This is a genomic window from Qipengyuania sp. JC766 (assembly GCF_040717445.1).
Classification (GTDB): Bacteria; Pseudomonadota; Alphaproteobacteria; order Sphingomonadales; family Sphingomonadaceae; genus JC766.
On the sequence record NZ_JBFEFL010000001.1, the window covers coordinates 514,694 to 526,614 of the forward strand.

The 11,921-nt window shown below is 65.3% G+C and carries 12 protein-coding genes; 9 read left to right on the forward strand and 3 right to left on the reverse strand.

Annotation, left to right across the window (positions count from 1 at the left end):
- Nucleotides 1–8: 8 nt before the first annotated feature.
- A complete protein-coding gene (locus AB1K63_RS02535; RefSeq protein WP_366958357.1) occupies nt 9–512 on the forward strand; it encodes a tetratricopeptide repeat protein in 504 nt (167 codons plus the stop codon).
- A 16-nt stretch (nt 513–528) separates the two neighbouring features.
- On the opposite strand, the gene AB1K63_RS02540 is transcribed toward AB1K63_RS02535, so the two are convergent.
- Complete coding sequence (locus AB1K63_RS02540; protein ID WP_366958358.1) at nt 529–1,011, reverse strand: RNA pyrophosphohydrolase; 483 nt, start codon at nt 1,009–1,011, stop codon at nt 529–531.
- A complete protein-coding gene (locus AB1K63_RS02545; protein WP_366958359.1) occupies nt 1,008–1,973 on the reverse strand; it encodes an alpha/beta hydrolase in 966 nt (321 codons plus the stop codon). The genes AB1K63_RS02540 and AB1K63_RS02545 overlap by 4 nt, the downstream gene beginning before the upstream one ends.
- A 186-nt stretch (nt 1,974–2,159) precedes the next feature.
- On the opposite strand from AB1K63_RS02545, the gene AB1K63_RS02550 reads away from it, so the two are divergent.
- From AB1K63_RS02550 to AB1K63_RS02585, 8 genes are all read left to right on the forward strand, one after another.
- Nucleotides 2,160–4,097, forward strand: coding sequence for a 2-oxoacid:acceptor oxidoreductase subunit alpha (locus tag AB1K63_RS02550; protein ID WP_366958360.1), 1,938 nt, complete (start codon nt 2,160–2,162; stop codon nt 4,095–4,097).
- The gene (locus AB1K63_RS02555; RefSeq protein ID WP_366958361.1) at nt 4,097–4,510 is read left to right on the forward strand and encodes a hypothetical protein; all 414 of its coding nucleotides are present in this window, start codon (nt 4,097–4,099) and stop codon (nt 4,508–4,510) included. Before AB1K63_RS02550 ends, AB1K63_RS02555 begins: the two co-directional genes overlap by 1 nt.
- On the forward strand, nt 4,507–5,553 hold the full coding sequence (locus AB1K63_RS02560) for a 2-oxoacid:ferredoxin oxidoreductase subunit beta (RefSeq protein WP_366958362.1): 1,047 nt from the start codon (nt 4,507–4,509) through the stop codon (nt 5,551–5,553). Before AB1K63_RS02555 ends, AB1K63_RS02560 begins: the two co-directional genes overlap by 4 nt.
- Nucleotides 5,554–5,698: 145 nt before the next feature.
- The gene (locus AB1K63_RS02565; protein ID WP_366958363.1) at nt 5,699–6,364 is read left to right on the forward strand and encodes a hypothetical protein; all 666 of its coding nucleotides are present in this window, start codon (nt 5,699–5,701) and stop codon (nt 6,362–6,364) included.
- A 269-nt stretch (nt 6,365–6,633) separates the two neighbouring features.
- Complete coding sequence (locus AB1K63_RS02570) at nt 6,634–7,617, forward strand: metal-dependent hydrolase (protein ID WP_366958364.1); 984 nt, start codon at nt 6,634–6,636, stop codon at nt 7,615–7,617.
- 6 nt (nt 7,618–7,623) lie between these two features.
- Nucleotides 7,624–9,045, forward strand: a complete 1,422-nt coding sequence (locus AB1K63_RS02575) for a deoxyribodipyrimidine photo-lyase (protein ID WP_366958365.1) — start codon at nt 7,624–7,626, stop codon at nt 9,043–9,045.
- Between the two features lie 36 nt (nt 9,046–9,081).
- Nucleotides 9,082–10,323, forward strand: coding sequence for a cyclopropane-fatty-acyl-phospholipid synthase family protein (locus tag AB1K63_RS02580; protein WP_366958366.1), 1,242 nt, complete (start codon nt 9,082–9,084; stop codon nt 10,321–10,323).
- Nucleotides 10,323–11,537, forward strand: a complete 1,215-nt coding sequence (locus AB1K63_RS02585) for a serine hydrolase (RefSeq protein WP_366958367.1) — start codon at nt 10,323–10,325, stop codon at nt 11,535–11,537. Before AB1K63_RS02580 ends, AB1K63_RS02585 begins: the two co-directional genes overlap by 1 nt.
- On the opposite strand, the gene AB1K63_RS02590 is transcribed toward AB1K63_RS02585, so the two are convergent.
- Complete coding sequence (locus AB1K63_RS02590; RefSeq protein WP_366958368.1) at nt 11,525–11,869, reverse strand: PilZ domain-containing protein; 345 nt, start codon at nt 11,867–11,869, stop codon at nt 11,525–11,527. The genes AB1K63_RS02585 and AB1K63_RS02590 overlap by 13 nt on opposite strands.
- Nucleotides 11,870–11,921: the final 52 nt, after the last annotated feature.

Here is an 11,921-nt window from a genome sequence, read left to right on the forward strand (position 1 = left end):
AGTTCATCATGCGTTACGCCCCGGTTTCCGCCGTCCTCTCGATCGCCTTGGCCATCACGGCCAGCGTCGGCGTGGCGCAGGACCGGGACCCGGATCCGCGCGCTGCGGTCCTGATCGCGGACGGAAAGGCGGCGCTCGACGCCGGCCAGCCGCAACGGGCGATCGACGCATTCGAAGCCGCGCTCGCGGTCGATCCGGGCTACACGCCGATCTATCTCGACCTCGCCGAGGCGGCGCGCCGCGACGGGATGCAGGGCAAGGCGATCGGCTACTACCGCAAGGCGCAGGAACGCGATCCGCGCAACTACGCCGCCATCTCGGGCGAAGGCGAAGCGCTGGTGGAGAAGGGCGCGATCGAGAAGGCCCGCCAGAACCTCACCAAGCTGGAATCGCTGTGCGGTGAAAGCTGCCCGGAAACGCAGGACCTCGCCTCCGCCCTCGCACGCGGACCCCAGACTCCGGTCCTGGCAGCAGAAGACGTCCTGCCCGACGTGAAGATCGAGCAGAATTGAAGCGAACGCTCGCGCGTCAGATGAGCGGCGCGAGTTCCTTGACCAGCGACGCGTAAACGTCCCGTTTGAAGGGTACGATGAGGTCGGGGAGGTTTGCCGGCTCGACCCATTGCCATTCGCAGAATTCGGGCGGATCGTGGGCTTCGAGGTCGATGTCGTCGTCCGAGCCGGTGAAGCGGCCGAGGAACCAGTGCTGTTCCTGCCCGCGATACTTGCCGCCCCACAGCTTGCCCATCAGCTCTTCGGGCAGGTCGTATTGCACGGGGTAGGGCATGCGCGCCACGATCTCGACGAGGTCGGCGGTGACGCCCGTTTCCTCTTCCAGCTCGCGCAGCGCGGCTTGCTCTTGGTTCTCGCCCGGATCGATGCCGCCCTGCGGCATCTGCCATGCGCCAAGGTTCTTGCCGTCGATCCGCTGGCCGACGAAGACCTTGCCTTCCCGGTTGGCGAGCATGAAGCCGGCGCACTGCCGGTATTCGGTCGGTTCGGTCCCGCTCATGCCGCGTTTCCCTTCGTCGCCCGGTCGAGCTTCACCCGGATCGCGCCCAGGAACGCTTCGATATCGGCCTGTCCGCTCGGCATGGCCTTGCGCAGCGTGCTGAACCCGTGGACGATGCCCGCGAATTCGAAATAGCTGACCTCGGTACCCTGCTGTACGAGATGCGCGGCGTAATCGCGCCCCGAATCGCGAAGGGGGTCGAGCCCGGCGGTGCAGATGACCGTCGGCGGGGTGTCTGAGCAATCGCCGATCATCGGCAGGTTGCGCGGGTCGTCCGGATCGGCGGCGTATTTGCTGGTGAACCACGCCATGGTCGCGCGGGTCAGGAAGTATCCTTCCGCGAAGGCCTGGAAGCTCTCGTGCTCGCTGATGTCGTTGGCCACCGGATAGATCGGCGCCTGCACCAGCACGGGGACATCGGCCGGATCGGACGTAAGCTGGTTGGTCGTCACGATGGTCAGGTTGCCGCCAGCGCTGTCGCCCAGGATGACCAGGCCGGTCACCTCGCGGCCCAGCGCCTCGGGCGAACCGGCGATCCAGCGCGCTGCCGCCTCGCAATCGTCCGGCGCGGCGGGGAAGGGGTGTTCGGGCGCGAGGCGGTAGTCGACCGAGACCACCGGCACATCCAATGCCACCGCTATTTCGGTGCACAGATTGTTGTAGACCTCCAGGTCCCCGATCACGAACCCGCCGCCATGCAGGAATACTGCGACAGGGCCGGGCCCGCGCGATTCCTTCGCGTCGTAGAACCGCAGCGGGATGTCGCCGCCCGGGCCTGGGCAGGTGAGGTCGCGGATGACGGCGAGGTCGCGGGCCGGCGCTTCCGCCATGGCGCCCAGCACCCGCATGCCCTTGCGCCCTTCCTCGGCCCCGATTTCCTCGACCCCCGGTCGCCCGATGCTTTCCAGCATGTCGAGAAAGGCGCGCACGTCGGCGCGTACATACGGTTCGGTGTCGGCCATGGCCCGGGTCTCCCAGATTTTCCAGTCGGTCGGGCGGGTAACGCATGGGGGGCATGTTTGCAGCCGGGAATTTCCGGCGTAGGAGAAAAAGTTCATTGCGAGCGGGCGGGGCGAGGCATAGGTCGCGCCCCGACAACAAGCCGGACTGACGAGGGCCGGCGCACGAGATGCAACCAAGGATTTGGAATGGCGACAGCCGCGCAACAGGATGACACAGTGAACCCCGCCGCCACCGACGCGATCGTCGTGCGCTTCGCGGGCGACAGCGGTGACGGAATGCAGCTGACCGGCGGGCAGTTCACCCTGTCCACCGCGCTCGCGGGGAACGATCTGGCGACTTTCCCCGATTTTCCGGCCGAGATCCGCGCGCCGCAGGGCACTCTGTTCGGCGTCAGCGCGTTCCAGATCAATTTCGGCAGCCGTTCGATCCATACTGCCGGCGACGCGCCGGACGTGCTGGTGGCGATGAACCCGGCGGCGCTCAAGGTGAACCTCGCGGCGCTGAAGCCCGGTGGCCTCATCATCGCGGACACGGGCGAGTTCACCAAGCGCAACCTCGACAAGGCGAAATACGACAGCAACCCGCTGGAGGACGGCAGCCTCGCGAAATACCAGCTGCTGGCGTTCGACATCAGCGCGCGCACGATCGAGGCGGTCAAGGATTTCGGCCTCGGCAACAAGGATGCGCTGCGGTCCAAGAACATGTGGACGCTGGGGCTGGCGCTGTGGATGTTCGACCGCCCGCGCGCGCCGATTCATGACTGGCTGAACCAGAAATTCGCCCGGAAGCCGGACATCGCCAAGGCCAACATCGCCGCCCTCGACGCCGGCCATGCCTATGGCGAAACCGCCGAACTGGCGGGTCCGCGCGGCCTCAAGCAGCCGCACCTGCCACCGGTGGAAAGCGAGCCCGGCCTCTATCGCACCATCACCGGTGCCGAGGCGGTATCGCTGGGTCTTGTCGCAGGGGCGCAGCTGGCGGAACTGCCGATGTTCTTCGGCGGATACCCGATCACGCCGGCCTCCGCGATCCTGCACCACTTGGCGCGGCTGAAGGAATACGGCGTCACCACCTTCCAAGCGGAAGACGAGATCGCCGCGATCTGCGCCGCCATCGGGGCAAGCTGGGCGGGGCAGCTGGGCGTCACCAGTTCCTCCGGCCCGGGCATCGCTCTCAAGACCGAGGCAATGGGCCTCGCGATCATGACCGAGCTGCCGCTGGTCATCGTCAACAGCCAGCGCGGCGGGCCCAGCACCGGCCTTCCGACCAAGACCGAGCAGAGCGACCTCTACCAGGCGGTCTATGGCCGCAACGGCGATGCGCCGATGCCGGTGATCGCCGCGCGCAGCCCCGGCGACGCGTTCGACTGCGCGATCGAGGCGTGCCGCATCGCCATCCGCTACATGACGCCGGTGATGCTGCTGACCGACGGCTATATCGCCAATGCGGCCGAACCGTGGAAAGTCCCCGATCCGGCGAGCTACGATCCCTTCCCCGCGAGTTTCATGACGGAAAAGCAGGGCGAGCAACTGCTGCCCTACGCCCGCGACGACAAGGGCGCTCGCCCGTGGATCAAGCCGGGCACGCCGGGCCTGATGCATCGCATCGGCGGGATCGAGAAGGCGCAGGGCACCGGCAATATCGACTACGCGCCCGACAACCACCAGGCGATGACCGATGCTCGCAAGCGCAAGGTCTTGAGCATCGACGTGCCCGAACAGGATGTCGCCGTGGGCGACACGTCCGGCAAGCTTGCCGTCGTCGGCTGGGGCAGCACCTACGGTCCGATCCACCAGGCGGTGGGCCGTGCACGCGCCAGGGGGCAGGACGTGAGCCACGTCCATGTGCGCCATATCTGGCCGCTGCCCGCCAATCTGGGCGACCTGCTGCGCGCCTACAACGCGGTGCTGGTGCCGGAAATGAACACCGGCCAGTTCAAGACCGTCCTGCGCGACCAGTTCCTGATCGATGCGCAGCCGCTGACCAAGACCAGCGGCCAGCCGTTCCAGATCGCCGAACTGGAAGAAGCCATCGGCAAGTATTTCGACGACATCCCCGGAAACGAAGGCGGGCAGGTCGAGGTGAACGATCAGCAGCTGCCGAGTCCGGTGGAGAGCGAGTGATGGCCTTTAGCGATGGGCCTGATGTTGGAGCCGCGGTTCAGGCCTACGCGGTCCACGCGCTGGCGATAGGTGTAGCGATCCTCGTTGGTCTCTATTCGGGGACCATGTGGGTCGCATTTCCGGCGTCGCTCGCTTTGGGAATTTGTCTAGTTTGGGGCGGTGTGACCAAAGACCAAACGATCTACTCAATACGCTGGTATAGGCGCTTTTACAGGAACGCGCTCTTTTCGGTTCCGCCGGAGATCGCTGGTGTGTCTCAGATGGTGTTAGCCGGCATCATCCTCTGGAGCGTCCTCAGCACACATATTGGCCCAGGCGACTTTCTGGGCGATGCCATGTTCTCATCGATAGGCGGAGCGATATTCGCATATGGCTGGGTCCATTGGCATTTTCGCGAAGAGATAAAACTATGAACGCACCCGCTAAGATCGAAACCACGCTCAAGGACTGGGAAACCGACCAGGAGGTTCGCTGGTGCCCGGGTTGCGGGGACTATGCGATCCTGAAGGCGGTGCAGCGCACGCTGCCGCAGCTGGGCTGCGATCCGTCCAACACCGTGTTCATTTCGGGGATCGGCTGTTCCAGCCGCTTCCCCTATTACATGGAAACCTACGGCTTCCACACGATCCACGGCCGCGCGCCGGCAATCGCGACGGGGGCGAAGCTCGCCAATCCCGATCTCGACGTGTGGCTGGTGACCGGGGACGGCGACGGGCTTTCCATCGGCGGCAACCACATGCTGCATGTCCTGCGGCGCAACGTGAACATGCAGATCATGCTGTTCAACAACGAGATCTACGGCCTCACCAAGGGGCAGGCATCGCCCACCAGCCGGGTCGGCACCAAGAGCCCGTCCAGCCCCATCGGCAGCGTCGATTACCCCGCCAACCCCTGCGCCTTCGCACTGGGGGCGGGCGCGCGCTTCGTGGCGCGCGGCTTCGACGTATCGAAGAAACTGCCCGAAGTGCTGATGGCGGCCCATGCGCATGAGGGCGCGGCCTTCATCGAGATCTTCCAGAACTGCATCGTCTACAACAAGGACGTGTTCGACGATTTCGCCGCGCCCAAGGGTGCGGAGGACCGGCAGCTTTGGCTGCAGGACGGCGAACCCATGCTGTTCGGTTCGGAAAAGTCCGGCGGGGTGAAGGGCCTTGCCTTCGACAGCGAGGCACTGGCCTTCATTGTCGTGGACGTGGTGGACGGTGACTGGCAGGCGGCGGGCGTGCGCGTGCACGATGCGAAGAACCGCGTCATGGCGCACCTGTTGGCGGAACTGCCCTTCGGCCCGTATCCAATGCCGCTCGGCGTGCTGTACGACGACCCGGCACCGACCTTCGAAAGCGCCGTGGTCGCGGAACGCGCACGCGCCAGCGAAGGCAAGCAGGCGAACCTCGCCAAGCTGCTCGCCAGCGGTCAGACCTGGACCGTGGACGGCACGGCGCAGGACCCGGTCTGATCGGGTAGCTCCAGCTCCCTTCGGATTAAAACATGTGAATCCCCGCCCAGCGACGGGCGGGAATTCTGAACGATCGCTGTTCCTGCGCATTGGTAGGGAAACGGGGCGTCAGACCCGCCCCTTCGATGCCAACAGGAGGAGCAGTATGAATCTCAAGCAATTTTCGGCCATTTCGGGCCTCGCAATCGCGCTTGCCGCATGCAATCCGGTCGATGACGGTACCACCGATCCGGAAGTCACCGCCGACGTCGAAGGCGACAATGCCGTCGTCGAGGACGACGCCTATCCGGTAGGCGGCGAGCTCAGCACCGAACAGCAGGCCAGCTACGATGCGATGGACCGCGAAGGCGTGAGCCGCGAATACGACATGAACCGCGACACGATGATGCAGGAAAGCATGGAGCGCTCCGCATCGGGCAATACGGGCGGTTCGGATAACATGTCCGGCAGCGCCAGCTCGAGCGATGGCAGCGCATCCAACAGTGGCAACATGGCGTCGGACGATGCCGGCGACAGCATGTCGGGCAATTCCTCGTCCGGCAACGTGATCAACCTGCCGCCGCGCGGCCAGATGGACTTCGCCTTCCTCGATCGCAATTCGGACGGCAAGCTGTCGGTTGCGGAATACGCCATCTGGGCGGTTCCGGCGAACCCGACCACGCCCGCGCCGAACGACGAGACGAAGCCGTATCTGACCACGCAGCAGATCAACGAGGCGGGCAACACCTTCTTCTATTTCGACGAAGACGGTTCGACCTACCTTTCGGAAAGCGAGTTCACCGACGCACGCAACAGCGCGCGCTCGCCATAACCGGCCGCACGCTTTGCAACAGGGGGAAGGGCGTCCGGCGACGGGCGCCCTTTCTTGTGCCGGCTTGTGGGGCGCGTTTCCGTCTGTCCTACATTCATCGCTCTTGCTAGGCGCGACGGGTGATGTGCTTCGCCCCATTCGCCGGTCTGCCCGGCACCTCCCGAAACGCCCTTCCTAATGCCGTGCGCGGCTCCCGGTTTTTTGCCCCAGGACAGTGGTCCATGCGGTCCATGTCTCCGTTTCGCTCCGGTTCGCGGAAAGGCTAGGGCATGGACAACTTCACCCACTCGATGGCCGGCTGGGCGCTCGGCCAGACGGGCCTCAAGAAGCTGACGCGCAAGGGGCTGGCAGCGCTGATCCTGGGCGCGAACATGCCCGATATCGACGTGTTCTTCGACTGGGTGCCCTGGGCGCCGCTGGCGACCCATCGCGGTTTTACCCACGGGCTTGTCGGCGGGGTCCTGCTGATGCCGCCGATCCTTGCATGGCTGCTGTGGCAGCTGGACAAGTGGCAGGTGCGGCGCGGCCATGCCTTCAAGAGCGGGCTGGAGATGCATTTCGGCTGGCTTCTCGCGCTGTCCTATCTCGGCGCGCTGACCCATCCGCTGCTCGACTGGCAGAACACCTATGCGGTGCAGCTGCTGTCGCCGTTCAGCAATCTCTGGTTCCACAACAGCGCGCTCTTCATCATCGACGTCTGGGTCTGGACCGGCGTCGCCTTCGCCATCTGGCTTTCGCGCAAGCGGGAGAAGCAGCAGCGCCCCGCCTGGCGATCCCCGCCGGCGATCGCGCTGACGGTGGTGGTCGCCTATATCGCGGTGAACGGCTGGATCGGGGCGCAGGCGCGCCTTGCCCCGACACGCGGCGAACCCGGCCTGGCGCCGGAGGTGATCATCGCGGGCCCGCAGCCGGCGCTGTTCTGGAAGCGCGACGTGGTATGGCGGACCGACGGGGTCATCTACCAGGGCACATTCGATCCCTTCGCCAGCACGCGCGAGCTGACATCATGGACGCGGATCGGGCCCGACAACATGGATGATCCCGTGGCACGGGCCGCGCTCGACGCGACGCATCCGGTGCGCGACTTCATGCGCTGGTCGCTACTGCCCATGGCCACTGTCGAGCGCGGACAGTGCGAGGCGACGGTGATCTACGAGGATGCGCGCTACCTCGACATACCCAATTCCGACAGCTTCAAGCGCGAGGTCACCATCCCCGTTGCCGGAACCGGCTGTCCCGCCAATGCGTCCTAGGAGGGTATGAGCAAACCCCAGATAGTGTGGCTCAGGCGCGACCTTCGCCTGCGCGACCAGCCCGCCCTCCACGCCGCCGCCAAGGCCGGACCCGTCATCCCCGTCTACGTTCTCGACGACGACCGGGCCGGGGACCGCAAGCTGGGCGGGGCATCGCGCTGGTGGCTGCACCATTCGCTGGAGAGCCTCGGCAAGGGCTTCGGCCGGCACAATGCCTCCATCGTGCTGCGTCGGGGCGATTGCGTCAGCGCGCTGGCCGGTATCGCGAAGGAAACCGGCGCGGCGGCGGTCCACGCCAACCGCCACTACGAACCCTGGTGGCGCGAGGCAGAGGAGGACCTGAAGGCCGCGCTCGATGATCTGGGTGATGACGAGAACGAGTGCGCGCTCTGCCTTCATGACGGCAATTACCTGTTCCCGCCGGGCACCGCGACCACCGGCTCGGGCGATCCGTACAAGATCTACACTCCGTTCTCGAAATCCGTGCTCGACATGATGCCGCCGCGCGACGAACTGCCCGCGCCCGATAGCATCTCGCAGCCTTCGGACATGCCGGACAGCGACAGCCTCTCCGACTGGGACCTACTGCCGACGAAGCCCGACTGGGCCGGCGGCATCCGCGACTTCTGGACCGTGGGCGAGGATGCGGCACACGAGCGGCTCGACTGGTGGGACGACCACGTCGACGAATACGAGGACGGCCGGAACCTGCCGAGCGAGGACAAGTCCTCGAAGATGTCGCCCCATCTGCACTGGGGAGAGATCAGCCCGGTTTCCATCTGGCACCGCTTCAAGGACAAGCGCAGCCAGGGCTGGAAGACGTTCGAGAAGGAACTGATCTGGCGCGATTACGCGCAGAACCTGATCTACCAGTTCCCGGACTATCCGGCGGAAACCTACCGCGACGCGATCGACGACAACAAGCTCTGGCGCAATCCGAACCGCGGCCACATCATCCAGGAGGAGCTGGAAGCCTGGCAGTACGGACGCACCGGATACCCCATCGTCGATGCGGGAATGCGCCAGCTGTGGAAGACCGGCTGGATGCACAACCGCGTGCGGATGATCGCGGCGAGCTTCCTCATCAAGCACCTGCTGATCGACTGGCGGCACGGGGAACAGTGGTTCTGGGACACGCTGGTCGATGCGGATTACGGGAGCAACGGCACCAATTGGCAATGGGTCGCGGGGACGGGCGTGGACAGCAACATGTTCCCGCGCATCATGGCGCCGCTCGGTCAGAGCGAGAAGTTCGACGCAAGCGACTATATCCGCGAATACGTGCCCGAACTCGCCGACCTCGATGACGAGCACATCCACGATCCGGAAGGGGAGCACCGCCCGGACGATTACCCGGAGAAGCTGATCGGCCACAAGGAAGCGCGCGAACGCGCGTTGGAGGCCTATCGGGAGATGAAGGACGGCTGACTTGTCGCGTCCCCGACTTCGCGTCATAGGGCGCGCATGGCGACACGCGAAGTCGATCGGGGGAGTGGGCTGATACGGTCCGGCAATCGGTTTGCCGGTTCGCCCGGATTGCTCGCGAGACTGATCGCACCGGGGTTCCACAAGGTACTGGACCGGATCGATGCAGGCCTCCTGCGCGGTACGCTGACCGGGCACCTGCCGGACGGCACGAAGCGCCGACTGGGCGGCAGGGCGCCCGGCTTCGAAGTCGCGGTCACGATCAACGACTGGCGTGCGTTGATCCGGCTGGCGACCAGTGGATCGGTCGGCTGGTACCAGGCGTGGGAAGCGGGCGAATGGGAGAGCGACGATCCCGTCTCGCTCTTCGCCCTGTTCATGGACAACGCGGCGACGCTGGGAGGCGCCGCCCGCGCCAAGGGCCCGTTCCGCCTCGCCAAGCAGTTCATGCACTGGCGCAACCGCAACTCGCGCACGGGGTCGGAACGCAACATCCACGCGCACTACGATCTCGGCAACGACTTCTACGCCGCTTGGCTCGATCCGACGATGAGCTACTCGAGCGCAATCTGGGATCAGGACGACGATCTGGAAGCGGCGCAACGCCGGAAATGGGCGGCGCTCTCCGAACGCCTCGGCAATCCGGACAGCGTGCTGGAAATCGGATGCGGCTGGGGCGGGCTCGCCGGACATCTCGCCTCGCAAGGCGCGAAGGTCACCGCGATCAGCCTTTCCGACGAGCAGCTTGCTTGGGCGCGCGACCACGAGAGCGTCGACATCGCCTTCCGCAAGCAGGACTATCGCGACACGCGCGGCGCGTTCGACGCTGTCGTCAGCGTGGAAATGGTCGAGGCGGTCGGGCGCGAATACTGGCCGAGCTTCTTCGACAGCCTCGCACGAAACCTGAAACCCGGTGGACGCGCCGCGATCCAGTATATCTCGATGCGCGAGGAATTGTTCGACGATTACGCCGCCAGCGCAGATTTCATCCAGGCTTACATTTTCCCCGGCGGTCTCCTGATCCGGAACAGCGAGTTCGAGAGCCTCGCCCGCGAACGGGGGCTGAGCTGGCAGGATCGCCGCGACTTCGGGATCGACTATGCCCGCACGCTGGAAGCGTGGCGCCACAGGTTCGATGCTGCGCTTGCGCAGGGGAGACTGCCGGCGGGCTTTGACGATCGCTTTGCCAATCTCTGGCGCTACTATCTCATGTATTGCGAAGGCGGGTTCCGCGGAGGCGGGATCGACGTCCACCAAGTCACGCTCGTAAAGGATTCCTAATGCGCACACCTCTTCTTGCCGCTCTGGCGTCCGTCCTCCTCGCCTCCTGCGCCACGGTTCCATCGGGGCAGAACGTTGCGGCGACCTATGCAAGCACGCCGGAGACGCCGCTTTCCTTCGAGGAGCAGCAGTCGGTGCTGTTCTGGGACGACGCCACCCGGTCGGACCGCTTCCGCGAAATGGAACGCTATTTCGCCGGGACCGAAGTTGCGCCGCCCGCCCGCACCCGCAGCCTGCCCGAGGGCCGACCTCTTCCCGAGGCGGTGACAACGGTGCTCGACGCGTATCTGACCTCGCAGAATGCCGCCGGGATCATGGTCCTCCATGACGGCCGTGTGCGATACGAGAAGTACGGCCTCGGTTTCGGCCCGGAGCAGCGCTGGACGAGCTTCTCCGTCGCAAAAAGCTTCACCTCGACACTGCTGGGTGCCGCATTGAAGGACGGCGCGATCCAGAGCCTGAGCGATCCTGTCTCCAAATACGTCCCGGGCCTCAAAGGGAGCGCCTATGACGACGTATCGGTCGAGCAACTGGCGACGATGACATCCGGCGTGCGCTGGAACGAGGACTACACCGATGCGAACAGCGATGTCGCGAAGATGCTGACCGTCGAGCCGGTCGCGGGCGAATCGCAGGTCGTCACCTACATGAAGACCCTGCCGCGCGAGGCGCCGGCCGGCGAGAAATGGGTCTACAAGACGGGCGAGACGAACCTGCTGGGCGTACTGGTCGAGAACGCGACCGGCATGACGCTGGCCGAATATGCCAAGGGCAAGATCGTCGACCCGGCCGGTTTCGAAGATCGCATGTTCTGGATGAGCGACCTGACCGGGGGAAGCATCGGCGGCTGCTGCCTGTCACTGCGCCTGGCCGATTACGCGCGCTTCGGGCAGTTCGCGCTCGAAGGCGGTAAGGGCGTCGTGCCCGATCGCTGGTTCATCGAGGCAGGGTCGCCCCAGGTCGAATTCGGCAATGGCTATGGCTACGGCTACCAGTGGTGGACCTACCCCAATACCGGCCCGACCGCGTTCGACGGTCCCTATGGTGCGCAAGGGATCTTCGGCCAGTCGATAGCGATCCTGCCAGCTCACAATGTAGTTGTGGCCGTCGTCGGAAACTGGCCCACGGCGACCAGTCCGGAAGGTCGCGCGCAGATGCGGCAGGTTCTCGCCGCGATCGAGAACGCCGTCGGCTCCGACGATCAGGCGCGGTAGACGGCCTCGGGGCTGTAGCGTGCCAGGATGTTCTCCTGGACGATGGGGCTGAGCAGTTCGGCAAAGGCGCAGCCGACCACGCTGTTTTCCCACCATACGACTTCCGCCTGACGGGATTCGAGGCCGGGCAGGGTGATCCAGCACACCTGGCCTTCGTGCATGCGGCTGATGGCCGAAGCGCTGAAGCCGGAGATCGAAAGATCGTGCACCACCGTCTGGAAGGCCCGGCCGCCGCTGGCCCGCAATTGTGCGGGTACGGTAATCTTCGTGCGCGGCGCACACCGATCTTCCTGCGCAGCGATGCGGTAACTGTCAAACGTGTCCAGTGCCATGCCCCACGGTCCCGAAATGTGCTTCCCGAAACGCACGACGTTGCGCGCGTCA